We start from the raw sequence: 24657 nt of genomic DNA on the forward strand, positions 1-24657 counted from the left end.
GGTGTCCAGCCTTTCTCTCCCGTCCGGACTATGACCGTCGGCCCCGGAATTACACCGGGTCTGCTTGACCCACCTGGTGGAGGTGGCGCTCGCGGGCTTTCACCGCCGGTGGGGACTTCCACCCCGCCCTGAGAATGCTTACCGACGTCACGTTACACCTGCCGCGACGGCGTGTCGGAGGTTAGGCTCATTCGGACTGATACTCTCTGAGGGCATGTCGGCGGAATCACACGAAAAACCTCGGAAAGCAGACCACCCGCCGGTAAAGATGCCGGGCCACCTCTATCTACTGGCCGTGGTGCCGCCCGTTCTGGCCGCGTTGGCCCTGGTCGCGTCCTACGGCTCGCTGCCGGATCCGATGCCCACGCACTGGGGGTTCACTGGCGAACCGGACGCCTGGGCGCCGAAGTCGATGGGGACGCTGCTGGTCAACATCCTGCTCGGGCCACTGCTGTGCGTGCTGGCGATGGCCGGTGCCGGAGCGTTCCTCCAGATGCACTCCGGCACCCTGTTCGAGCCGGGCGGATCGAAGACGCTCGCCGACGCTCGACGGCATTGGCACGAACTGCGCGTGATGCAGCCGCTGTTGGGCTGGTACTGCGTGATGCTCTCGACCTCGCTGACGCTGCTGATGCTCGGCCTGAACGCCCCGTGGCTGCGCAGCATCGCCGGGCTGCTCGACGCCCTCGGCATGCTCGGCATCCTCGCCGCCACCATATGGCTGTTGGTGGTGGGCGGACGTAAGTCGGACGCCATCGCCAAGAAGTACCCCTACTCCGACGGACGGCGGCGACGCTGGCTGCTCTTCGTGGAGATTCCCGGCAGCGACCGGGTGATGGTGGACACCGGCAGCGGCACGAACTTCACCTTCAACGTCGCCACCAGGGGAGGACGCATCGGCGCAGTCGTGCTCTCGCTGATCATGCTCGCGACGGCGGTGCTGCTGCTGTCGATGGCGGTCGCGGCGCTGCTCTGAGCGGGCCGGGGCGTCCCGGCCGTTAGACAGAAACCGTCGTTGGCAGTTATCGGCAGGTCGCGTCAGGCGCCGAAGCCCTCGCGCAGCAGTCCGAACTCCTCGTCGATGATCTCCGAGGCGTTGCGGTCGGACGACGCCCACCCGGGTGACAGCACCATGCACGCGCGCTTGTCGCCCACGGCGCTGGCCTCCACCGCGATGGAACCCGCCGCGAGGGACGAGATCAGCATCAGGGCGGTGGCCTGGCGGCTCATCGTCGACTCGGACCGCTTGTGCAGGGCGTCCAGCAGTCCGTCGGCGATGTGCAGAACCCGTTCCCGGTCCTCGCGGCCGGTGCTGTAGCTCAGGTGGTCGCCGATGGAACGCAGGTTGAGCAGCGTGCCCGGGTCGTCGGACGGGGTCCCGTCCTCGTCGATGCGGTCGGTGATGAGCCGTCGCAGGATGTCGAGGGGGTGCTCCTCGGCCGGGGCGTCCTCGACCTGCCGGCGCAGTTCGTCGATGGTCTCCTCGATGAAGAGGAGCAGGGCGTCCTCCCTGCGGGGGAAGTAGTTGTGGAATGTCCGGGTGGACACGCCGGCCCGCTCGGCGACGGCGGCGACGGTCATGCCGTCACTGCCCTCGGCGAGCAGGAGCTCGGCGGACGCCCGGGCGAGGGCGCGCCGGGTCTCCTCCTTCTTCTGCTCCCGCAGCGAGAGTGCTTCCTCAGCGGCCATCGGTCTCACCGGGCTGGTCGGCGTCCTGAGCGCTGTGCTCGCCGTGGGTGCCGTCCGGGGTGTCGGCGCCGACGGCGGCGGGCTGCTTCTCGTGCTTGCCGGTGGTCCCGGTGTCCTCCGGGGCCTCGAGGCCGACGAGGCCCTCACCCTCGACGTCGACGCTGGGCAGGATCTTGTCCAGCCACTTCGGCAGCTTCCACGCCCGGTCGCCGAGCAGGAACAGCACGGCGGGGACGATCGTCATGCGGACCACGAAGGCGTCGATCAGCACGGCCATGGCCAGGGCGGAGCCCATCACGGCGATGAACGGCTCGTCCATGAGGATGAAGGCGGCGAACACCGAGATCATGATCAGGGCGGCGGCGGTGACCACGCGGGCACCGTGCTTGAAGCCGTTGGCCACCGCGTTGCCGGCGGTCTTGCCGTGGACGTAGCCCTCGCGCATGCGGGTCACCAGGAACACCTGGTAGTCCATGGCGAGTCCGAAGACGATGCCGATGAGCATGATCGGCAGGAAGGAGATGATCGGCTGCGGGTCGTTGGTGATGCCGAGCCAGCCCCACTGCCAGATGCCCACGGTCAGGCCGAAGGTGGCTGCCACGGACAGGGCGAAGCCGAGTGCGGCGATCAGCGGGACCCACAGGGAGCGGAACACGACGACCAGCAGGACGAAGGCGAGCACCACCACGATGGCCACGTAGGGGATGAGCACGTCGGACAGTCGGTCGGAGATGTCCTCGAAGATCGGGGTCACGCCGGTGACCGAGTACTCCGCACCGGTGTCGGCGGCGAAGGTGGTCTCGGCGTCGCGCAGGGACTGGAGGGTGTCGTTGGTGGCCTCGTCGGTGGCGCCGGTGGTCGGGGTGATCAGGACCTGGGCGGCGGTGCCGTCCTCGGAGACCTGGGCGATCTGGGCGTTGGAGACGCCGTCGACCTGGCTGATCTGCTCCACGGCGGTGCCGAAGGCGGCCATGCCCTGCTCCGGGTCGTCGGTCTGGACGAGGGCGACCATGGGGGCGTTACGCCCCGGGCCGAAGTCCTCGTTGACCCACTCGGAGGCGGTGCGCTGCGGGCTGCCGAGCTTGGCGGAGTCGTCGGTGGGCATGGCGAGCTGCAGACCCAGGGCGGGGATCGCCAGGATCACGAGCAACAGCACGGAGCTCAGGGCGAAGACCAGGGGACGCTTGCGGATCTGGCGGACCCACTTCAGGCCCATGGTGGGCTTCTCGTCCTCGGGGTCCGGCGCCTTGACGAACGGCGCGCGTCCGGCGAAGGACTTGGTGCCGAAGGCGCCGAGGATGGCGGGCAGCAGGGTGATCGCCACGACCACGGCGATGAACACGGTCAGGGCCGCAGCCAGGGCCATGGCGGTGAGGAAGGGGATGTTGATGATCGACAGCGCGGTCAGCGCGATGATCACGGTCAGCCCGGCGAAGCAGACGGCGGAGCCGGCCTTGCCCACGGCCAGTCCGGCCAGGTGCGCGCGTTGCCGGTGCGTGGTGCCCTTGATCGCCTGGGCGAGTTCCTTCGGTGTCATGTTGTTGCCGCCGGAGAAGGCGACGAGTTCATTCCTGAACCTGGACACGATGAACAGGGCGTAGTCGATGCCCACGGCCAGGCCGATCATGGAGGCCAGGGTCGGGGTCATGTTGTTGATCGAGTCGGTCAGCGCGGTGCCGGCGTAGATCAGCATGATGCCGGTGCCCACGCCGACGACGGCGGTGATCAGCGGCAGTCCGGCGGCCACGAAGGAGCCGAAGGTGATGATCAGCACGAGGGCGGCGACGGCCATGCCGATGAGCTCGGCGGTGCCGCCGATCTCCTGCACCTGGAAGACGTTGCCGTTGTAGGAGACGTCGAGGTTGTCGGTGACGGCACCGTCGAGGGTGTCGGTGACGGCGGTGATGTCCTCGCTCGAGACGTCCTGGGCGGTGTCGCCCTGGAAGGTCACGGTGAAGGTGCCGGTGCGGCCGTCCTCGCTGAGCGGGGAGAGTGCCTGCAGGTCGGCCTGGATCTGCTCCTCGGGCATGCCCTGCTCGGCCTTGGCCGCGGTGAGCTGCTGCTCCATGCCTGCGGCGGCGGTCACCGGGTCCACGATGGACTCGGTGTCGACCAGGGCGTCCTCACCCTGCAGGTCGGCGATGAGGGAGTCGAGGTCGGCCTTGGTGGCGGGGTCGGTCAGGGAGCCGCCTTCGGGGGCGCGGACCACGACGGTGCCGGTGGGGGCCTCCATGTCGTCGCCGTCGCCGGGGAAGAGCTCACCCATCTCCTCCTGGGTCTCGACGGATTCGAGCCCGGGGATGGTGAAGGACATGGAGGTGGGCTTCATCATGGTCGCGGCGGCGGTGCCCGCACCGATGAGGAGCAGGAGCCAGACGGCGATGAAGCGCCACCGGTGGAGGTATGCGGATCGTCCGATCCGGTAGAGGAGTTTAGCCATGCGCGATATTATTGCACTCTCCACGCAAAATTGCACCATCAGTGCACAGCTATGTTTCTAGCAGGGTAAATGGAGCCGACGTGTAGGATCTGCCGGTGTGCTGCACGTACTTACCTTCGCCCTCGCGGACACCGTCAACTTCCTGCTGATCGGGGTCCTCGTCGCCGTCGGTGTCGCGCAACCGCCCCGGGAGAGGGGAGGACGCTACGGCGCCGTCGCCGCCCTCCTCGTCCTCGGCGACTGGCTCGGTGTGCTCGCCCTGGCGCTGGTGACGATGGTCGTCTTCGACGGCCTCGGCGAGGTCATCAAGACCGTCGTCGACTCCCCGGTCTTCGGCAACCTGCTGATCCTCACCGGGCTGTTCAGCGCGGTGCTCGCCTGGCGCGGCGGCGGGGACGGGCCGTCCGGCCTCGTCAACCGCATCATGACACCGCTGAAGACGCCCACGGTGGCCACCGTGGGCACCGGCTTCGTGCTCGGCGTGGTGCAGTCGGCGACCTCCGTGCCCTTCTTCGCCGGCATCGCCCTGATGAGCGCGGGCGACTTCGCCACCGTCACCCGCTACGTGGGCATGATCGCCTATGCGGCGGTCGCGTTGAGCCTGCCGTTCGTGTGCGCCCTCATCGTGGGCTTCATCCGCATGCGCCCCTACAGCGCGGCGGGCCGCGGCTTCGCCTGGATGCGCGGCAACCAGGCCACCGTCGCCCGCGCCGGCGGGTACATCGTCGCGGTGTTCCTCATCCTGCTCGGCGTGGTGCACCTGCTGTGAGCGCCGTCGGCTTCTCGTGGCGCGAGACCGGCGCGCCGGTGCGCGTGCTGCTGCACGTCGACGGCGTGCACGACCACCACACCCCGGACCTGCACCGCATGACCCGCACCGACGGCGTCTGGACGACCACCCTGGAGCTGCCGGACGACCTGGTGTCGTCCTACCGGGTCATCGCGTTGGACGCCGCGGCCGCCGCGCGTTTCGACGCCACGGACGACTCCCGCCGCCGCTGGCTGGACGCCGTCACCCACGTCGTCCCGCACCGCCTGGACCACCCCGCCTGGCGCCCGCCGCTGAGCGCCGGGGCGTCCGGACGCCTCGTCATGGCGGACGCCCCGGACGAGCCCGGCTGGGTCGAGGGCGATCCCGTCGACTGGGAGCGCACGGAACTGGACGGCCGGACGCTGTGGACCGCCGGCCTACTCCACGCCGAATACCTGCTCGTCATCAGCGACGGGCGGGCCTGGTCGGCAACCTCCTTGCCGGCCGCGCTGGCACGCCTGGGCTCGATCGGTGTGGTCGCCGTGGACACCGCCGAGGACCGCGTGGCACTGCTCTCGCGCTCGCCGGCCTACCGCGACCTCGTCGCCGACCAGGTGCTGCCGTGGGCGCGGCAGATCGCCGACGTGCCCGCAGGACGCACCGTCATCGCCGGTGAGAGCCTCGGAGGCCTGGCAGCGCTGGACGTCGTCCTGCAGCGTCCGGATGCTGCCCGCCGCGCCGTCGCGACGTCCGGCTCCTTCTGGGCCGCCGACGTCGCCGGTGAGATCCGGGCGTCCGGTGCCCCGGACGGACTGCGCGTCCACCTGAGCGCAGGACGCGGCGAGGGCCGCGGCATGGTCGGCCATGCCCGCGACGTCGCCGACGCACTAGGTGCCGCCGGGGTGCCCACCAGCCTGGAGATCGGCACCCACGGCCACGAGATGGCCGCCTGGACCGGCGCGCTCACCCGCGGGCTGGTGCAGGTGCTGGGTTGATCTAGTCGGCGACCATCGGGGACATGGTGAGCTCCGGGTGCTCCTTCTCCACGAAGGCGAGCTTCCACTTGTCGCCGAACAGGGCGATGAGCTCGCCGTCGGTGCGGGTGAAGATCTCCACGCCGCGCTGCCGGCCGAGCTCGGGGGCGCTGGCGGCGTCGGTGCGTCGGGCCACGGAGAAGGGGACCGGCTCGGTGAGGGTCTCCACGTTGTACTCGGCCATCATGCGGGCCTGCATGACCTCGAACTGCATCGGGCCGACCGCGGCCATCACCGGGTTCGCGTCGCCGCGGGCGTCGTTCTTGAGGATCTGCACCACGCCCTCGGAGTCGAGCTGCTCCAGGGCCTTGCGGAACTGCTTGTACTTGCCCAGGGTCTTCGCACGCAGCGTGCGGAAGTTCTCCGGGGCGAACTGCGGCATCGGACGGAACTGCACCTTGCGTCCCGCGTAGATCGTGTCGCCGGGCGCCAGGGTGCCGGCGTTGACCAGGCCCACGATGTCGCCCGGGTAGGCGGCCTCCACGGTGTTGCGGTCGCGGCCGAACACGGTCAGCGCGTACTTCGTGGAGAACGTGCGGCCCGACTGCGCGTGGGCGACCTGCATGCCGCGGGTGAACTCGCCGGAGACCACGCGCATGAAGGCGAGCTTGTCGCGGTGGTGGGTGTCCATGCCTGCCTGCACCTTGAACACCACGCCGGCGAAGTCGTCGGTGACGTCGCGGACCTCGTCGACCGCCGAACCGGCCGAGGACGCCGCGGCCTGCACCGCCGCCGGGTCCGACTCGCGGGAGGCGGGCTCCGGGGCCAGGGCGCACAGCGTGTCGAGGATCTGGTGCACACCGAAGTTCAGCATCGCCGAGGCGAAGATCATCGGCGAGGTCGTGCAGTCCAGGAAGAGCTCCTGGTCGTGCACCGCGCCGTCGGCGGCCAGCAGGTCGGCCTCCTCGGCGGCGGTGTCCCAGGCGTCCTCCTCCTTGGCGGACGCCTCGTCCGGCGAGTAGTGCTCCTCCGGGGCGATCGTCGAACCGCCGGCGGTGCGCAGGAAGTGGATGTACTCCTGCACCTCACCCTCGCGGTCGAGGCGGGCGAGCCCGCGGAAGTCGCCGGCCGGGCCGACCGGCCAGAACAACGGGGTGGGCTGCAGCCCGATCTCGGTGACGATCTCGTCGACCAGCTCGAGCGGCTCCTTGCCCGGGCGGTCCCACTTGTTGACCACGGTGATGATCGGCAGGCCGCGGGCCTTGCACACGTGGAAGAGCTTGAGGGTCTGCGGCTCCAGGCCCTTGGCGCCGTCGACGAGCATCACCGCGGCGTCCACCGCGGTGAGCACCCGGTAGGTGTCCTCGGAGAAGTCGGCGTGGCCGGGGGTGTCGACCAGGTTGATCATGTACGGCTGGCCGGTGTGGCCCTCCGGGGCGTACTCGAACTGCAGGGCGGAGGACGCCACGGAGATGCCGCGGTCCTTCTCCATGTCCATCCAGTCCGACACCGTGGACTTGCGGCCGGCCTTGCCGTGCACCGCACCGGCCTCGTTGATCACGCGCGCGTGCAGCGCCAACGCCTCGGTCAGCGTGGACTTGCCGGCGTCCGGGTGGGCGATGACGGCGAAGGTACGCCGACGGTGCGACTCGGAGGCGACGGTGGAGGGGCTGGCGTGGGCGGATGCGGTGTCTGACACGTCTGGACACCTTACCTGCGTACGGGCTGCTGCGGGAAGGCGGTGCGGCGTAGCGTGGAGGGACGCTATTTTTCAGGAGGTGTGCCACCGTGCAGACCGAGAAGAGGAACGTCGCACAGAAGCTCATCGCCGACCACCTGGTCGACGGGGAGATCACCGAACTGGCCCCGGGGGACGAGATCGGCCTGACCGTCGACCAGACCCTCACGCAGGACGCCACCGGCACCATGGTGATGCTGGAACTCGAGTCGATGGGGCTCGAACGCGTCCGCACCGAGCTCTCCGTGCAGTACGTCGACCACAACCTGCTGCAGACCGACGAGAAGAACCCCGACGACCACGTGTTCCTGCAGTCCGCCGCCCAGCGTTTCGGACTGTGGTTCTCGAAGGCTGGCAACGGTGTGTCGCACCCGGTGCACCAGGCCCACTTCGGCAGGCCCGGGGCCACGATGATCGGCTCGGACTCGCACACGTGCGCCGCCGGTGCGTTGGGCATGCTCGCCATCGGCGTGGGTGGCCTGGAGGTCGCCATGGCGATGGCGGGCGAGCCGTTGTACGTGGCGATGCCCGAGGTCTGGGGGGTCGAGCTCACCGGTGAGCTCCCCGACTGGGTCTCCGCGAAGGACGTCGTCCTGGAGATGCTGCGCCGCCACGGCGTGAAGGGAGGTGTCGGCCGGGTCATCGAGTACCACGGCCCCGGCCTGGACGGTCTCACCGCGATGGACCGTCACGTCATCGCGAACATGGGCGCGGAGCTGGGTGCGACGGCGAGCGTCTTCCCCGCCGACGACGCGGTGCGCGACTACCTCACCGTCGTCGGACGTCCCGACGACGCCACGCGCATCGTCGCCGACGAGGGCGCTGCGTACGACGTGACCGAGCACATCGAGCTCGGCGACCTCGAGCCGCTGATCGCCCGGCCGTCCTCACCCGGAAACGTGGTGCCCGTCTGGGAGGCGGCGCAGGACGACGAGGAGGTGTCCCAGGTCGTGATCGGTTCCTCGGCCAACCCGGGGTTACGCGACTTCGCCGTCGTCGCCGAGATCCTCGCCGGCCACCAGGCGTCCCAGGGAGTCTCCGTGGACGTCAACCCCACCTCGCGGGAGGTGCTCGTCGACCTGATCGCCGGCGGCTGGCTGACGTCCCTGGTCGGCTCCGGTGCACGGATCCACCAGTCCGGGTGCATGGGCTGCATCGGCATGGGCCAGGCCCCGGCGAGCGGGCGCAACTCGTTGCGCACCATGCCCCGCAACTTCCCCGGACGCTCGGGGACGGAGGAGGACGCCGTGTGGCTGTGCTCCCCGGAGACCGCAGCTGCCTCGGCGCTGACCGGGCGCATCACCGATCCGCGGGACCTGGAGTCGCTGTACGACATGACCTGCCCCGTCCCGCGGATGCCGGAGACGTTCAGCACCGTCGACGACATGCTGCTCCCTCCGCCGGAGCGGGAGGAATCGCTGGCCACCGAGCTGGTCAAGGGGCCGAACATCTCCTCGCTGCCCGAGTTCGACCCCCTGGACGACCGGTTGGAGGGCCCCGCGCTCCTCGTCATGGGCGACGACGTCTCCACGGACGAGATCATGCCGGCCGGGTCGCGGGTGCTGCCGTACCGCAGCAACATCCCGAAGATCTCGGAGTTCAGCTTCTCCCGGATCGACGACACCTACTTCGATCGCGCGCAGGACGCGACGGGCGGCCACGTGGTCGTCGCCGGCGCGAACTACGGGCAGGGCTCGTCGCGCGAGCATGCGGTGATCGCGCCACGGTACCTGGGACTCCGGGCGGTGGTCGCGACGTCCTTCGCCCGCATCCACTGGCAGAACCTCGCGAACTTCGGCATCCTGCCGCTCGAGTTCGACGACCCGGACGACCACGACGAGGTCACCCGGGACGAGACGGTCGTGATCGAGGGACTGCGGGACGCCCTGCGCGGCGGCACCACGGTCGAGGCGACCATCGGCGGGCGCGCGGTGACCCTGCGGCACCACCTGTCGCAACGTCAGGTCGAGATGGTGATCGCCGGCGGACGGATCCCGTACGCCGCGGCCTGAGCCCTCACTCCGCGCGGCGGAACCGGGCGACGGACAACGGGGCGAAGACCGCGACCAGCAGCACCGCCGCGCCGAAGACCGCCAGCACCGGGTTCTGCATCGTCCAGATGTCCGGGGCGGGGGCGTCGCCGGTGTTGCCGAAGAGCTCGCGGGTGGCCTGCACCAGTGCCGACACCGGGTTCCACTCGGCGAAGACACGCAGGGCGGTCGGCATCGTCTCGGAGGGCACGAAGGCGTTCGACAGGAACGTCAGTGGGAACAGCACCATGAAGGTGGCCGAGTTCATCACCTCGGGGCTGCGGACCAGCTGGCCGAGCAGCACCATCACCCAGGAGAACGCCCAGGAGAACATCAGCAGCAGAGCCATGCCTGCGAGGAACTGCCCCACACCGTCCTCGAAGCGCCAGCCCACCGCGAAACCGGTGAGCACCATGACCACCAGGGTCAGGGAGTTGAGGACGAGGTCGGCCAGCGTGCGGGCGACGAGCACGGCCGAGGGCGCCATCGGCAGGGTCTTGAACCGGTCGATCAGCCCCTTCTTGCGGTCCTCGGACATGAACATGCCGGAGAACGTGGAGCCGAAGACCACCGTCTGCACGAAGATACCGGCCATCAGGAAGTCGGTGTAGTCCTGGCCCGGCACCTGGATGGCCCCGCCGAAGACCTGGCTGAACAGCAGCACGAACATGATCGGCTGGATCATGCCCCACATCAGTACGTCGGGGGTGCGGCGGAAGTGGATGAGGTTGCGCAGCGTCACCGCGCGGACGTCGGTGAACCAGTTCATCATGCGTCCTTCCCGGTCGTGTCCCCGGTGAGGGAGAGGAAGACGTCGTCGAGGGTGGGGCGCGCCAGGCCGATGTCGTGCACGTCGACGCCGCGGGCGCGGATCTCGTGCACGGCACGCTCCAGGGCGGCCGGGCCGTCCTCCACCGCGACGGTGAGGGTACGGTCCTGCCGCGCCACGGTGTCCCCGGCGACGGCGAGGGGCTGCAGCAGGTCGGACGCGACGTCCGCGTCGGACGGATCGGCGAGGGTGACGCTCACGCGCTGCCCGCCGACCTGCGTCTTGAGAGCATCGGCGGTGCCCTCGGCGATGACGGAGCCGCCGTCGATCACGCTGATCTCGTCGGCCAGCTGGTCGGCCTCCTCCAGGTACTGGGTGGTGAGCAGCAGGGTGGTGCCGGCGGCGACGCGCTCGCGGATCACGTCCCACAGGCTCAGCCGGGCCGCGGGGTCCAGCCCGGTGGTCGGCTCGTCGAGGAAGAGGATCTTCGGGTTGTTGACCAGGGAGGACGCCAGGTCGGCGCGCCGGCGCATACCGCCGGAGAAGCCCTTGACGGGGCGGTCGGCGGCGTCGGTGAGGTTGAACAGTTCGAGCAGTTCATCGGCGCGGGTGCGTGCGGTGCGGTCGCCGAGGTGGAACAGGCGGCCGATGAGCATGAGGTTCTCCCGGGCGGAGAGGTCCTCGTCGATGGTGGCGTACTGGCCGGAGGCGCCGATGATCTCCCGGACGCGGGCAGCCTGACGCACCACGTCGAGCCCCGCGACTGTCGCGGTGCCGGACGTGGGGCGGATGAGGGTGGTGAGCACCTTCACGCAGGTGGTCTTGCCCGCGCCGTTGGGTCCGAGGAGTCCGCGCACGGTGCCTTCCTCGACGGCGAGGTCGAGACCGTCGAGTGCGCGTACCTCCCCGGAGGAGGACTGGTAGGTTTTCCGGACGTCATGCAGCTCGATGAGGGGCATGGCACCGGATGGTACAGGTGTTTAGCCGGTCTGTTCCTCCGTATTGCGTACCGGGGACAGCGGACCGGCGGCGACGGTGGTGGCCCGCGCCCCCTCGGGTCCGGTCCAGTCGAGGGTGACGGCGTTGTCCCGGCTGGTCGGTGTCCAGATCCCGGCCGTCTTGAGTGTGTGGTGCGTGCGGCACAGGCAGATCCCGTTCTCCACGCTTGTCGGCCCGTCGCTCTCCGGGTCGGTGTGCGGGGAGTTCACCAGGTGGTCGTGCTCACAGTCGTCGGCGGCGACGACGCAGCCGGGGAAGCGGCAGCGCGCGTCGCGTCCCTCGATGTAGGACCGCTGGGCGGTGGTGAACCGGTAGGAGCCGGTGGCCGGGATCTCCCCGGCGCTCGGGAGGGACCGGACGTGCCGGGCGATACCGGACAGCGTGGCCATGGTGGCCGGGGAGACCCATCCGGTGCCCAGGACATAACCCGGGCCGCCGGCTGTGCCGTAGAGGTTCACGGTCACGTTGAGCTGGTCGCGCCGGGCACCGAAGAGCCCGAGCGCGACCTGGCCCCGGCAGAAGTGCATCGACGGCGGCAGCTCGGACTCCGGATCCTCCTGCTCTTCGATGATCTCGCGGCGCACGTCCAGCGCGGCGGTGGAGACCGAGGACCACAGGGAGTCCGCCACGACCTCGCTGCCGCACTCCAGAGTGTGGCGCGTGCCGCGGCGGGTGAGGGATACCGCGGCCGCGTCGTCCTGCTCGGTTTCTTCGACGACGAGTGGGGCGACGGTGCACAGCACCTCCTCGGCGACGTCGGCGATCGCCGAGATGGCGCCGATCTTGGTGGCGCGGATCCAGGCGAGCACACCCAGGGCGACGGCGGCGTCCAGCGCGTCCGGCACCTGCACGCCGGCGGCGCGCAGGGCGCGGGAGTGACGGTTGACCTTCAGCCAGATCGCGTCGAGGTGGTCGACGGAGTACTGCCCGTCGCCCCGGAAGATCTCGAACAGTTCCGGCATGCGCTGCGCAAGGTCGGCGGCATGGTTGTAGCGGTGGGCCTCGCTGGTCGTACGACGGCGCACCGCAAGGGCCGTGGCCACACGCGCGTGCTCCGGGATCTCCATGAGGTAGGAGACGAGGTCGAGCTCGGTGCGGTTGAGCAGGGTGCGCAGCTCCACGGCGCGGCTGTCCGGCGTGGTGCTGGGGAAGATACTGGTCTGGATGACGGGCTGGTGGGTGGTGTGGTCGGTGGTGTGGTTCACGTGCCCCTCCTTCGGATACGAACAATGTATCGCACCGTCCGGACATGAAACGCGCGCAAAGCGCTATCTATCGAACATGTGTTCCAACCTGCAGGTCAGTCCTGCCGCCGGGGCTTCGCGCCGGAGAAGAACTGCCGGACCCACGCCTCGTCCTTGTACTGCGCGGGCACCGCGCCGCCGAGCAGGTCGCGCGCGACCGCCGGCATCGACGGCGAGTCGGCGTCCAGCAGCGGTGCGTCCGACGCGAGCAGCACGATGTTGCCGTACCGGCGTCCCTTGAGCATCGGCGGGTCGGCGACGACCGCCACGTGCGACCACACCTGCGCCATGCCGGCCAGTTCCGCCTTCGCCCCACGCAGGTCATGGTGGTCGCCGCAGTTCGCCACGTAGATCCCCGCTGGTGAGAGCCCACGGTGGCAGTCGGTGAAGAACTCCACCGTGGTGAGGTCTTCCGGGGTGACCGCGCCGGCGAAGGCGTCGCGGATGATCACGTCGCGGCTGGCGGGGGTGAAGGACGCGGCGACGTCGCGCGCATCGTCCACCCGGATCTTCACCCGCGGGGAGCGCGGGATGTCGAACCACTCGCGCGCCAGCCGGGCGAGCTCCCCGTCCAGCTCCACGACGGTGTTGCGTGAACGCGGGTACACGTCGGCGAGGTAGCGCGCCAGGCTGCACGCCCCGCCGCCGAGATGGGTGACGCGCAGGGCGTTCGCGTCCAGGTTCTCCGCCACGTGCGCGCGCAGCGCCGTGGCGATCCACTGCATGTACTCGAAGGCCAGCACGCGGGGCTCGCCGAGCACCACGTGGCTGCTGGGGACCCCGTTGACGCTGATCAGCCAGCCGTCGGCGAAATCCGGGTCGGGCTCCAGGGCGAGCATGCCGTAGTCGCCCTCGTACGTGCCCGCCACCGGGGCGGGCCTCTTCTTCGCGGTGCTCACGGTCGGGAGTGTATCTCGTTCTGGGCAGCGGCCGGGCCACGGGTGACCAGGACGTCGACGGCGTCGGCGCCGGTGGACGCCGCGACGTCCCACGCGGCCGCGCCGTCCAGCGCCGTCAGGACGTGCTCTACCACGCCGGTGCCGGACGCCGGGCGTCCGATGCCGACGCGTACGCGCACGTAGTCGCGGGTGCCGAGTTCGGCGGAGATCGACTTCAGGCCGTTGTGCCCGTTCTCGTTGCCGCCGAGCTTCACCTTCACCTTGCCGGCGGGCAGGTCGAGCTCGTCGTGCACCACGACGACGTGGTCCGGGGAGATCCCGTAGCTCGTGGCCAGCGGCGCGACGGCCTCGCCGGAGAGGTTCATGAACGTGGTGGAGCGCACCAGCAGGACGCCGTGGCCGTCGACCTCCACGCGCGCGACGTGCGCCTTCGTCCCCGGCATGGGGCGCAGGACGTCCCCCGCGCGCTCCAGGAGCTCGTCGGTGACGAGGTAGCCGACGTTGTGCCGGGTGCCGGCGTACTTCACGCCGGGGTTGCCGAGCCCGATGACCAGCCACTGGGCCGGGCCGGGGGCGTCGGGGCCATCGGGGGCAGTGCGGCGGAACGGTGCCAGCAGGCGGGAGAGCAGGCTCATGATTCGGAGTTTACCGACTGGAGCACGAGGTCCGCGGCGTCGGCCAGGACGATCGGCAGCTCGTCGCGCTCCTTCTTCGCGAAGGGCTTGAGGACGTAGGACGCCGGGGCCATGCGGCCGGGCGGGCGTCCGATGCCGACCTGGACGCGGTGGAAGTCGCGGGTACCCAACGACTTGGCGATGTCGCGTAGCCCGTTGTGCGAGTTCAACCCGCCGCCGTTCTTCGCGCGCACGGTGCCGAGGTCGAGGTCCAGCTCATCGTGCACCACGATGACCTGGGACGTCGGGATGCGGTGGTAGGACGCCAAGGCCTTGACCGGCCCGCCGGAGAGGTTCATGAAGCTGCGCGGGACGGCGAGGATGAGCTTGTCGGTGCCGATGCGCGTGTCCGCGACGCGGGCGTTCAGCTTCTTGTTGGTGCTGAAGCTGCAGTGGGTGGCGGAGGCGAGTTCGTCGAGCACCATCGCGCCGACGTTGTGCCGGGTGCCCTCGTACTGGGTGCCGGGGTTGCCGAGTCCGACAACGAGAAAGGGAGACCGGGCAGTGTTGTTCACTGCACCAGTCTCCCATACCCGGGGGAGGGGACTACTCCTCGGAGTCGCCCTTGTCCTCCGCGGCGTCGGCCTCGGTGGTGACCGCGTCGTCGGTCTCCTCGGGCTCCGGGGCGACCTCGGGCTCGATGATGTTGACGATCAGGGTGTCGGCGTCGGACACCAGGGAGGTGTTGCCCGGCATCTTCAGGTCGCCGGCGGTGACCTGGTCGCCGACCTCCTTGCCCTCGATGGAGAAGGTGATCTCCTCGGGGATGGACAGCACGTCGGCCTCGATGGTGACGGTGTCGGCGTCCTGGACGACCTGGGTGCCCGGGCCGGCCTCGCCCTCGGAGACGACGGGGACGTCGACCTCGACGGTCTCGCCGCGCTTGACGGAGAGCAGGTCGGCGTGGTCGATGTCCAGGGTCAGGACGTTCTGGTCGACGGCCTTGATCATGCAGAGGTTGTCCTCGCCGTCGATCTCGACCTCGAGGATGGCGTTGGAGCCGTGGTTACGCACGATGCCCTGGAACTCCAGCAGCTCGAAGCTCACGTGGATCGGCTCGTGGAAGGTTCCGTACAGGACGGCCGGGATGCGCCAGTCGCGACGCAGACGGCGGGCGGCGCCCTTGCCGAACTCGGTGCGGGGCAGGCCGCTGATGCGGATGATGTTGGTTGCCATGATGATCTCCTAGAAGTCGGAACTGATCGGTCTCACGAAAAAAGCCGCAGACTCTGCTGCGGCTCCTGGTGCGGTGACCGTCCCGTGGTGAAGTCACCGTGGAACGAATGCGCGCCGATAACGGCCGGTGTGAACCAGCCCTCGCCGAGACGTCCGGAATATTACCAGACGCCTCGGCCGTGCTCCTACTCGAAGAGCGTGGTGACCGACCCGTTCTCGAAGATCTCGTGCACGGTCTTGGCGACCAGCGGCGCGATCGGCAGGACGGTCAGGTTGTCCCAGCCCTCGGTGTCCTGCGGCAGCGTGTCGGTCGTGATGACCTCGCGCGCGCCGCAGTTGTTCAGCCGCTCGCGGGCCGGGTCGGAGAACACGCCGTGCGTGGTGGCGATGATCACGTCGCCGGCACCGGCCTCACGCAGCACCTTCACGGCACCGGCGATGGTTCCGCCGGTGTCGATCATGTCGTCCAGCAGGATGCAGGTCATGCCGTCGACGTCACCGACGACGCGGTTGGCCGTGACGCTGTTGGCGACGTCGATGTCGCGGGTCTTGTGGACGAAGGCCAGCGGGGCGCCGCCGAGCACGTTCGACCACTTCTCGGCGACCTTCACGCGGCCGGCGTCGGGGGAGACCACGCAGAGGTTGTCCATGCCGTACTTGCCGATGATGTAGTCGGTGAGGATCGGCATGGCGTGCATGTGGTCGACCGGGCCGTCGAAGTAGCCCTGGATCTGGTCGGTGTGCAGGTCCACCGAGACTATGCGGTCGGCGCCGGCGGTCTTGAGCAGGTCGGCGATGAGGCGGGCCGAGATTGGCTCGCGGCCGCGGTGCTTCTTGTCCTGGCGGGCGTAGGGGTAGAACGGCAGGATCGCGGTGATGCGCTTGGCGGAGCCACGCTTCAGTGCGTCGATCATGATGAGCTGCTCCATCACCCACTTGTTCAGCGGCTGCGGGTGGGACTGCAGGACGAAGGCGTCCGAGCCGCGGACCGACTCCTCGAAGCGGACGAAGATCTCGCCGTTGGCGAAGTCGTGTGCGGTGGTGGGGGTCAGGGAAGTCCCCAGCTCACGGGCCACAGCCTCGCCGAGTTCTGGGTGGGCACGACCGGAGAAGAGCATCAGGTTCTTCTGGTTGTCGATCCAGTGGGACACGGGTTCTACGACCTTTCCGACTTAGGGAGGGAGCTGTTCGCTGTTGTGAGTGTAAGACGAGCGGTTCAGGTGAACCAATCCGGGGCAACCCCGACGGGGGTCAGGAGTCGGCTGCCTCTGCGGCTTCCGCTGCCTCGGTGCCGGGACGCTTGCGCTGCACCCAGCCCTCGATGTTGCGCTGCTGGCCGCCGGAGACCGCCAGGGCGCCGGCGGGGACGTCGTCCTTGATCACGGTGCCGGCACCGGAGTAGGCGCCGTCGCCGACGGTGACCGGGGCGATGAACATCGTGTCCGAGCCGGTGCGCACGTGCGACCCGACGGTGGTGTGGTGCTTGTCCACGCCGTCGTAGTTGACGAAGACGCTGGACGCCCCGATGTTGGAGTACTCGCCGATGGTGGCGTCGCCGACGTAGGTCAGGTGGGGGACCTTCGAACCGCGGCCGATGGTGGCGTTCTTCGACTCGACGAACCCGCCGAGCTTGCCCTCCTCGCCCAGGACGGTGCCCGGACGCAGGTAGGTGAACGGGCCGACCTCGGCGTGCGCGCCGATGGTGGACTCCAGCGCGTGGGTGCGCACCACCGAGGCGCCCTCGCCGACGGTGACGTCCTGCAGCGTGGAGTCCGGCCCGACGGTGACGTTGGCGGCGATGGAGGTGCGGCCCTTGAGCTGCGTGCCGGGCAGGACGGTGACGTCGGCACCGACGGTGACCTCCACGTCGATCCACGTCGTCGCGGGGTCGACGACGGTGGCGCCACCGCGCATCGCGGCCTCCACCGTCCTGCGGTTGAGCTCGCGGCCGGCGGCGGCGAGCTGGACGCGGTCGTTGACGCCGGCGAGCTCGCGCGGGTCGTCGGAGCGGTGGGCGCGCACCGGGTGGCCGTCGTGGCGGGCGATGCCGAGCACGTCGGTGAGGTAGAGCTCGCCCTGGGAGTTGTCGGTGCGCAGGCGGGTGAGCGCGTCGCGCAGGATCGCGGCGTCGAAGGCGAAGACACCCGAGTTGATCTCGGTGACGGCCCGCTCGGACTCGTCGGCGTCCTTCTCCTCGACGATCGCGGTGACCTCGTTCTCGTCGTTGCGGATGATACGGCCGTACCCGAAGGGGTCGGCGAGGTCCGTGGTCAGCACGGTGACCGCGGTGGGGACCTCGGTGTGCGCGTCGTGCAGGTGGCCGAGCGTGACCCCGGTCAGCAGCGGGACGTCGGCGTTCGTCACGATGACCGTGCCCTCGAAGCCCTCGAGGGCGGGCATGGCGCACTGCACGGCGTGCCCGGTGCCGAGCTGCTCCTCCTGGACGGCGAGGTCCACCGGTGCGTCGAGCTCCTCGGCGATCTGCTCGGCGGCGGGGCCGACCTGCTCGCGCCCGTGGCCGACGACGGCGACGATGCGCTCGGGGGAGACCGTGTCCGCCGCGTGCAGGCTGTGCGAGAGCAGTGTCCGCCCGCCGATGGAGTGCAGGGTCTTCTGCGTGGCGGACTTCATGCGGGTTCCGGCGCCGGCGGCGAGTACGACGACGGCGACCGGCTTGTTCTGTTCAGTCACGATGGGCGGTGTCCTTACCTTGGAGCTCGACTGCGGATGTGGATCACGCGGATGTCCGACAGTTTAACGCCGTCGGCGCTCAGGACCGGGAACCGCCCTCAGCGGGTTCCACCACCGCGACGACGGTGTCGGTGCCGTTGCTGTGGTTGACCGCGTCGGCGAACCAGCCCCGGCCGTCGGCGTCGACGTGGATCGGCAGCGACCCCTGTTCCATCAACGCCTCCTCGTCACCGACCTGCATGGAGGCCGCGACCTGCTGCGCACCGTCGCCGGAGCCCTGCTCGCCGTAGCCGTAGACCGTGCCGTCGTCGAGGACGATGCGCGGCTCGAAGCCGCCGCGACGGCTCTTCTGGCACGAGAAGATACCTTCGTCGGCGTCAACCATGTACTCGCCGTAGACCACGGTGGAGCCGTCGGGGGATGACAGCACGGGCTGGTCATCGTCGAAGTACACGCTCGTGGAGCAGCTGTCGTCCGTGCGGGCGGCCACCTCACCGCTGGAAATGTCGACGGCGGTTAACCCCTCCACCGAAAACAGCTCGTCCTGGACGGCGAAGACGGCGTAGTCACCGATCACCGTCTCGAAGGAGAAGCGCCCGCGTTCGGGCAGGGTGAGCAGTTCGGAGGTCTTCCACTCATCGGTGCCGTAGTCGAGGTCCGCGTGGTTCAGCAGCTTGCTGAGATCGTCCTGCCCCGGCGTCCGGTACTCGACGAGAGGGGCGGATGCGGTGGCGCCGTAGCCGACGACCTCCTCGGACGGACCGTCGTCCGCGTCGTTCCCGGCGTCCCCGTCACTCATGGTGTCCCCGGTCAACGGGTCGTACACGTCGCTGCTGTCGTGAATGAGACCGGCGTGGACTTCCCCGATCTGGTTCACTCCGTCGAGCACGTCGTCGTAGACGGAGGAACCCTCCTCGTCCCAGACGCTGAGGAACACCTGCGCGTCGGCAGAGGTCTCGTCTCCGAGCCTGCGGGAGTCGTTGGACTCCGCCACGCCCTTGCGCCACAGGGCGACGTAGTCGGCCCCCTGGCGGGAGAAGGAGTCGATCCGGTAGTCCTGCTGGCCGGCGGAGGACTGTTTGAGCGGAGTGACGTCGAGGAGCTCGGTGTCCTCCTCTGTCGACCGCTTGACCTGGTTGAGGCCCTCGCCGACGTACAGGGCGTCACCGACGACGGCTCCGCTGGACTCGACCCCGCCGCCGATCATCGAGGACTCCAGCACGGCGGTCACGGAGTCGGCGTCCCACCGTTCGGGGACGTCGTAGCTCAGGGAGAAGTCGGTGCCGGTCTCCGCCGCGGCGGCGGTCGGGGTGGTGTCGTCTGGGCCGTCCGCACCGTCGCCGCCGCAGGCGGATGCGGTGAGCACCAGGGAACCCGTCAGGAGGGCGGCGCAGCAGCGCCGGACACGGGATGCCGGAATCGTGGTCATTCTTACCTCAGGAATCGTCGCACATGAATGTCTGCACAGGCAGTGTGCAGAATCATGCGGACCAGAGGTGTGGAAAACGGGGAAAACTCCCCGAACGGCGAAGCTCCCCCACCAGGACTCGAACCTGGAATGACGGTACCAAAAACCGCAGTGTTGCCGATTACACCATGGGGGAATGCCCGGGGCCGGGGCTCGATCGCCCGTCCCGGTCAACCGGTCACTCTACCTGATGGTCGTCAGACTACGATGGTTGCCCATGAGTGCCACCCACACAACCCCGACACCTCCGCTGTCCGGGGTGCTGCGTTCCGTCGCCTCCGATCCGAAGCTGAGGGGCATGGTCACCCACGTCGGTGACCGGCGTCTGCACCTGCAGGGCCCGGAGGCGGCGTGGCCGTTTGCCGTCGGCGCGCTGGCACAGCATGCCCCGGTGCTTCTGGTGACGGCGACGGGGCGCCAGGCCGAGGACCTCACCGCCCAGCTCACCGCGATGCTGGGGGACACGGTGGCGCTGGTGCCGTCCTGGGAGACGTTGCCGCACGAGCGGCTGTCGCCGGGGGTGGATACGGTGTCGCAACGTCGTCAGGCGCTCTACCGGCTCGCCCACGGCCAGGTGCAGGTGCTCGTCGCCCCCACCCGCTCGGTGGTCCAGCCGGTGATGGCCGGCCTGGGGGAGGTAGAACCGGTGCGGCTGGTGGAAGGCGAGGAACTCGACTTCGCCGAGGTGCAGAAGCGTCTGGTGGAATTCGGTTACACCCACTCCGACGTGGTGGGATGCCGTGGGGAGTTCGCGACCCGCGGCGGGATCCTCGACATCTTCCCGGCGACCGCGGAGATGCCGGTGCGTGTCGAGTTCTGGGGCGACGAGGTCAGTGAGGTCCGCGCATTCTCGGTGGGGGACCAGCGGACGATCCCGGAGGCGGTCACGCAGGTGGTCTTCGCCCATCCCGTCCGGGAGCTCCTGATCACCGACGACGTCGCCCGGCGGGCGGAGTCGCTGGCGCGGGAGAACGCGGGGAACCCGGAGCTGGCGGAGGCTTTCGACAAGATCAGCCAGCACACCCCGGTGCAGGGCATGGAGTCGCTGATCCCGTTGCTCTACGACGGGCCGATGCAGACGCTTCCCGAGCTCATGCCCGACGGCGCCCATACCGTGGTGCTCGCACCGGCCGCCGTGCAGCGACGCGCCGAGGACCTCATCGCGACCGGTCGCGAGTTCCTTGCCGCGGGGTGGGAGGTCGCGGCGATGGGTGGTGCCGCTCCGGTGGACGTCAGCTCCATCGCCGACGGTTCCGGTGACCGGGACGTGGACCGGGCGGGGTACCGGAGCATGGAGTCGCTGCAGAAGACGCAGGACGCGCTGGGGGTGCCGTGGTGGACGTTGTCGCCGACCGGTGTGGCGGACTGGGACGACGGCGATGACGGGGATGCTGAGCCGCTGCTGCTCGACTTCGACGTCGCTCCGGCACCGCACGGAGAGATGGAGGCCATCGGCCAGCTGATGTCCACGATCCGTCGTCGGGTGGAGGACGGCGGACGGGTGGCCTACGCTGCACCGTCGCCGACGATCGTGGCCCGGATGCTGCGGCGGTTCCGGGAGGCCGGGATCGCAGCAGAGGCCGTGGGCGTGGACCTTGACGGCATCACCGGGCAGGGCAGGATGCGGCGGTCGAAGCACACCCCCGACGAGGTGCCCGCCACCGGGACGGTCAGCATCTACCAGGCCGCGGCACATGCCGGGCTGGACACCCGGGAGCTGCTGTTCATCACCGAGTCCGACGTCACGGGTAACCGTGTCGAGGCCAGTGCGACCGGGCGCCGTAAACCCGCCAAGAAGCGCAACCGGGTGGATCCGCTGGCCCTGGCCCCGGGTGACCTGGTCGTCCATGACCAGCACGGCATCGGCAAGTTCGTGAAGATGACCGAGCGGACGATCGGCAAGGGGCCGGACGCGTCCCGACGCGAGTACCTGGTGCTGGAGTACGCCCCGTCGAAGCGGGGTGGTCCCGGTGACCAGCTCTACGTCCCGATGGACCAGCTGGACCTGCTGTCCCGCTATGTCGGCGGCGAGAAACCGTCGCTGTCGAAGATGGGCGGGTCGGACTGGAAGAACACCAAGAAGAAGGCACGCGGGGCGGTCCGGGAGATCGCCGGGGAGCTGGTGCAGCTCTACGCGGCCCGGCAGGCCGCACCCGGTTACGCCTTCGACCCGGACTCGCCGTGGCAGCGGCAGATGGAGGAGGCGTTCCCCTTCACCGAGACCGAGGACCAGTTCAACGCCATCGAGGCGGTGAAGGGTGACATGGAGAAGCCGGTGCCGATGGACCGGGTGATCGTCGGTGACGTCGGCTACGGCAAGACCGAGGTGGCGGTGCGTGCGGCGTTCAAGGCCGTGCAGTCCGGCAAACAGGTCGCCCTGCTGGTGCCGACCACGCTGTTGGCGCAGCAGCACTACCGCACGTTCATCGACCGGATGCAGGACTTCCCCACACAGATCCGGGAACTGTCCCGGTTCACCTCGCCGAAGGAGTCCACGGAGATCTTCGCGGGAATGGCCGACGGCACTGTCGACATCGTGATCGGCACCCACCGGTTGCTGGGCACCGGTATCCAGTGGAAGAACCTGGGGCTGATCGTCGTCGACGAGGAGCAGCGCTTCGGTGTGGAGCACAAGGAACACATCAAGTCGCTGCGTACCCACGTCGACGTGCTGACGATGTCGGCCACACCGATCCCGCGCACCCTGGAGATGTCGATGGCGGGCATCCGTGAGATGTCGACGATCCTCACCCCGCCGCAGGACCGGCATCCGGTGCTGACCTACGTCGGCTCACAGGACGAGAAGCACGTGGCCGCGGCGATCCGCCGGGAGCTGCTGCGCGACGGGCAGGTCTTCTACGTCCACAACAAGGTAAGGAGCATCGAGGACACCGCCTCGCGGATCCGGCAGCTCGTCCCGGAGGCGCGGGTGGTCGTCGCCCACGGTCAGATGAGCGAGGAACAGCTGGAGACCACCGTGCAGGGGTTCTGGGACCGGGAGTTCGACGTGCTGGTGTGCACGACCATCGTCGAGACCGGGCTGGACATCGCCAACGCCAACACCCTGATCGTGGAGAACGCCCACCATATGGGCCTGTCCCAGCTGCACCAGCTACGTGGTCGGGTCGGGCGGTCGCGTGAGCGCGCCTACGCCTACTTCCTCTACCCGAAGGGGGAGACGCTCACCGAGACGTCCTACGACCGGCTGACCACGATCGCGCAGAACAATGACCTCGGCGCGGGCATGGCGGTGGCGATGAAGGACCTGGAGATGCGTGGTGCGGGCAACGTCCTGGGTGCCGAGCAGTCCGGGCACATCGCCGGGATCGGTTTCGACCTCTACGTCCGGCTCGTCGGTGAAGCTGTCGAGGCCTTCCGTGCGATGGCGGACGGGGAGACGGTGGACGGTTCGGACACGGCGGAACGACGGGAGATCCGGATCGACCTGCCCGTCGACGCGCACATCCCGGTGACCTACATCGCCAGCGAGCGGCTGCGGCTGGAGGCCTACCGTAAGTTCGCCGAAGCCACCGACGACGAGGCGTTGGAGCAGGTGCTGGAGGAGTTGCGGGACCGCTACGGTGACATCCCCGAGGAGGTGCAGCGGCTCGTGGTCGTCGCACGCCTGCGGATGGTGTGCCGGGACCTGGACGTCACCGAGGTCATCCAGACCGGGGCGAAGATCAGTTTCTCCCCGATCACGCTGGCAGACTCCGGGCAGGTGCGTCTCAAGCGGCTGTTCCCCGCGGCGACGTACCGGGCGACACCCAAGACGGTGCTGGTCCCGGTGCCGAAGGAGGGGTCCGGGATGCGGGCCGTCGCCCTGCGCGACCTCGACCTGGTCCAGTGGTGCGCCAATGTGTTGACCGACCTGGCGGGCGTGCCGCGACGCGACGTCACAGCGGTGGCCGGACACACGGAGCCGGTTACCCGCTGAGACCGGACGGTGACCCGGTACACTGACCTCCATGTCAGTCGTGCTGCTGGATCCCAGGTTCCCCGCGATGCTGCCTGTGGAGGCGGTACCGCTGCTCGGTGATGACGTCTGCTACACCGAGGAGGTGCCCGTACGGATCCGTTGGGTCATCGCCGACCTCGGCGGGCACACGGTGGACGACACCGAGGTGATCGTCACCACCGACCTCGCCAATGAAGCCGTCATGGAGCGCCTCGAGCGGGGGGACAAGCTGGTCAAGGCGCCGAGTCTGCTGATGGAGATGGCCGGGGACCGGGAGATCGAGGCGGCGTCGGACCCGGCGCTGACTGCGACGACCGGGCAGCAACCGGCAGCCGTGGACTACTCGGGCGGCGGCGTCGTGGACGGGGAGATCGTCGGCACGGACGACCACACCGCCGCGGTGGCCGGGCTGCGTCGGACCTCGCGCACCGAGGTGCCGTCGTCGGTGATGGACGAGGTCGAGGATGCCGTGGCGTTGATGACCCGTGCGATGCGACAGGGGGAGTGGGAGCAGTCCCAGACCCACCACTCGTTGCTGGCCTACCTCCGGGAGGAGACCGAGGAACTGGCCGAGGTCATCGACCAGGTGGGACCCGGTGAGGACGAGTCCGGGATCGACCAGCAGGAGCTGTGCACGGAACTGTCGGACATCCTGCTGCAGGTGCTCTTCCACGCGGAGATCGCGAACCGGCGGGGCGCGTTCGACATCGGGCATGTCGCCGGTGCATTCGTGGCGAAGATGCGGTCACGGGCGCCGTACCTCTTCGAGGACGTGGAGCGTCCGGTGTCCCGTGACGAGCAGGACCGCCTGTGGGCCGAGGGACGGGTCAGTGAGGGGAAGCCGGCGCACAAGGAGGAGGCGACACACCGTGAGGAACCGCATGCGACGACATTCGCCGCGGTGACGAACCCGACAGAGACGCCCTCGGCACCCTCGGCACCATCGGCACTGGCGGCGGCGGAAGAGGTCATCATCCTGGCCCGTCGGAACGGCCTGCATGACTCCGAGATCCCGACGGACATCCGGTTCCCGATGATCGGCCTGGAACGGGACAATGTCGGCGACTCGGACAACCGGCTGATCACTGCGGTGGAGACGTTCCGCCGTGAGCTGGAGCACCGCTTCGGGGACTCCTCGGACAGCTGGGGGAAGTAGC

General features: G+C 69.2%; 19 protein-coding genes, 1 tRNA gene and 1 riboswitch. Of the genes, 6 read left to right on the plus strand and 14 right to left on the minus strand.

Going from position 1 to position 24657, the window contains the following annotated elements; genetic code table 11:
* Positions 1-7: 7 nt before the first annotated feature.
* Positions 8-140: riboswitch (FMN riboswitch) on the minus strand.
* Positions 141-298: 158 nt separating this feature from the next.
* Complete coding sequence (locus ACT3UN_RS12095) at positions 299-976, plus strand: DUF1648 domain-containing protein (RefSeq protein WP_441582721.1); 678 nt, start codon at positions 299-301, stop codon at positions 974-976.
* Between the two features lie 62 nt (positions 977-1038).
* On the opposite strand, the gene ACT3UN_RS12100 is transcribed toward ACT3UN_RS12095, so the two are convergent.
* Both ACT3UN_RS12100 and ACT3UN_RS12105 read right to left on the minus strand, forming a co-directional pair.
* Entirely contained in the window at positions 1039-1689 is a 651-nt protein-coding gene (locus ACT3UN_RS12100; protein ID WP_441582719.1) for a TetR/AcrR family transcriptional regulator, read from the minus strand.
* Entirely contained in the window at positions 1679-4129 is a 2451-nt protein-coding gene (locus ACT3UN_RS12105; RefSeq protein WP_441582718.1) for an MMPL family transporter, read from the minus strand. The genes ACT3UN_RS12100 and ACT3UN_RS12105 overlap by 11 nt, the downstream gene beginning before the upstream one ends.
* A 97-nt stretch (positions 4130-4226) precedes the next feature.
* Here ACT3UN_RS12105 and ACT3UN_RS12110 point away from each other — a divergent pair, with 97 nt between their 5' ends.
* Entirely contained in the window at positions 4227-4898 is a 672-nt protein-coding gene (locus ACT3UN_RS12110) for a hypothetical protein (RefSeq protein WP_444657192.1), read from the plus strand.
* Positions 4895-5875: an enterochelin esterase domain-containing protein gene (locus ACT3UN_RS12115; RefSeq protein WP_441582716.1), complete on the plus strand. Its 981-nt coding sequence runs from the start codon at positions 4895-4897 to the stop codon at positions 5873-5875. Before ACT3UN_RS12110 ends, ACT3UN_RS12115 begins: the two co-directional genes overlap by 4 nt.
* A gap of 1 nt (position 5876) precedes the next feature.
* Here the strand turns inward: ACT3UN_RS12115 and ACT3UN_RS12120 are convergent, their stop codons facing one another.
* Positions 5877-7553, minus strand: a complete 1677-nt coding sequence (locus ACT3UN_RS12120) for a peptide chain release factor 3 (RefSeq protein ID WP_441582715.1) — start codon at positions 7551-7553, stop codon at positions 5877-5879.
* Between the two features lie 89 nt (positions 7554-7642).
* Between ACT3UN_RS12120 and ACT3UN_RS12125 the strand changes: the two genes are divergently transcribed.
* Positions 7643-9604 carry an aconitate hydratase gene (locus ACT3UN_RS12125; protein ID WP_444657193.1) on the plus strand — a complete coding sequence of 654 codons (1962 nt, stop codon included), beginning with the start codon at positions 7643-7645 and terminating at the stop codon, positions 9602-9604.
* A 4-nt stretch (positions 9605-9608) separates the two neighbouring features.
* Here the strand turns inward: ACT3UN_RS12125 and ACT3UN_RS12130 are convergent, their stop codons facing one another.
* From ACT3UN_RS12130 to ACT3UN_RS12180, 11 genes are all read right to left on the minus strand, one after another.
* Entirely contained in the window at positions 9609-10391 is a 783-nt protein-coding gene (locus ACT3UN_RS12130; protein ID WP_301442934.1) for an ABC transporter permease, read from the minus strand.
* Complete coding sequence (locus ACT3UN_RS12135; protein WP_301442933.1) at positions 10391-11350, minus strand: ATP-binding cassette domain-containing protein; 960 nt, start codon at positions 11348-11350, stop codon at positions 10391-10393. Before ACT3UN_RS12135 ends, ACT3UN_RS12130 begins: the two co-directional genes overlap by 1 nt.
* 21 nt (positions 11351-11371) lie before the next feature.
* The gene (locus ACT3UN_RS12140) at positions 11372-12595 is read right to left on the minus strand and encodes an HNH endonuclease signature motif containing protein (RefSeq protein WP_444657194.1); all 1224 of its coding nucleotides are present in this window, start codon (positions 12593-12595) and stop codon (positions 11372-11374) included.
* A gap of 95 nt (positions 12596-12690) precedes the next feature.
* The gene (locus ACT3UN_RS12145) at positions 12691-13473 is read right to left on the minus strand and encodes a spermidine synthase (protein ID WP_301442937.1); all 783 of its coding nucleotides are present in this window, start codon (positions 13471-13473) and stop codon (positions 12691-12693) included.
* Positions 13474-13529: 56 nt separating this feature from the next.
* On the minus strand, positions 13530-14168 hold the full coding sequence (gene pth, locus ACT3UN_RS12150; protein ID WP_441582712.1) for an aminoacyl-tRNA hydrolase: 639 nt from the start codon (positions 14166-14168) through the stop codon (positions 13530-13532).
* A complete protein-coding gene (pth, locus tag ACT3UN_RS12155; protein ID WP_301442930.1) occupies positions 14165-14722 on the minus strand; it encodes an aminoacyl-tRNA hydrolase in 558 nt (185 codons plus the stop codon). The genes pth (ACT3UN_RS12150) and pth (ACT3UN_RS12155) overlap by 4 nt, the downstream gene beginning before the upstream one ends.
* Positions 14723-14753: 31 nt before the next feature.
* Entirely contained in the window at positions 14754-15383 is a 630-nt protein-coding gene (locus tag ACT3UN_RS12160; protein ID WP_301442929.1) for a 50S ribosomal protein L25/general stress protein Ctc, read from the minus strand.
* 185 nt (positions 15384-15568) lie between these two features.
* Positions 15569-16534, minus strand: a complete 966-nt coding sequence (locus ACT3UN_RS12165) for a ribose-phosphate diphosphokinase (protein WP_444657195.1) — start codon at positions 16532-16534, stop codon at positions 15569-15571.
* Between the two features lie 100 nt (positions 16535-16634).
* Positions 16635-18074, minus strand: a complete 1440-nt coding sequence (gene glmU, locus ACT3UN_RS12170) for a bifunctional UDP-N-acetylglucosamine diphosphorylase/glucosamine-1-phosphate N-acetyltransferase GlmU (RefSeq protein ID WP_441582711.1) — start codon at positions 18072-18074, stop codon at positions 16635-16637.
* 79 nt (positions 18075-18153) lie between these two features.
* Positions 18154-19503 (minus strand): hypothetical protein, encoded by a 1350-nt coding sequence (locus tag ACT3UN_RS12175; RefSeq protein WP_444657196.1) that lies wholly within the window; start codon positions 19501-19503, stop codon positions 18154-18156.
* Between the two features lie 103 nt (positions 19504-19606).
* Positions 19607-19678 (minus strand) — tRNA-Gln (locus tag ACT3UN_RS12180).
* An 81-nt stretch (positions 19679-19759) separates the two neighbouring features.
* Here ACT3UN_RS12180 and mfd point away from each other — a divergent pair.
* Both mfd and ACT3UN_RS12190 read left to right on the plus strand, forming a co-directional pair.
* A complete protein-coding gene (gene mfd / locus ACT3UN_RS12185) occupies positions 19760-23479 on the plus strand; it encodes a transcription-repair coupling factor (protein WP_444657197.1) in 3720 nt (1239 codons plus the stop codon).
* A gap of 31 nt (positions 23480-23510) precedes the next feature.
* Positions 23511-24656 (plus strand): MazG nucleotide pyrophosphohydrolase domain-containing protein, encoded by a 1146-nt coding sequence (locus tag ACT3UN_RS12190; RefSeq protein ID WP_301494515.1) that lies wholly within the window; start codon positions 23511-23513, stop codon positions 24654-24656.
* Position 24657 lies beyond the last annotated feature (1 nt).

It is taken from the genome of Corynebacterium sp. AOP12-C2-36 (genome assembly GCF_052379185.1).
Lineage (GTDB): Bacteria > Actinomycetota > Actinomycetes > Mycobacteriales > Mycobacteriaceae > Corynebacterium.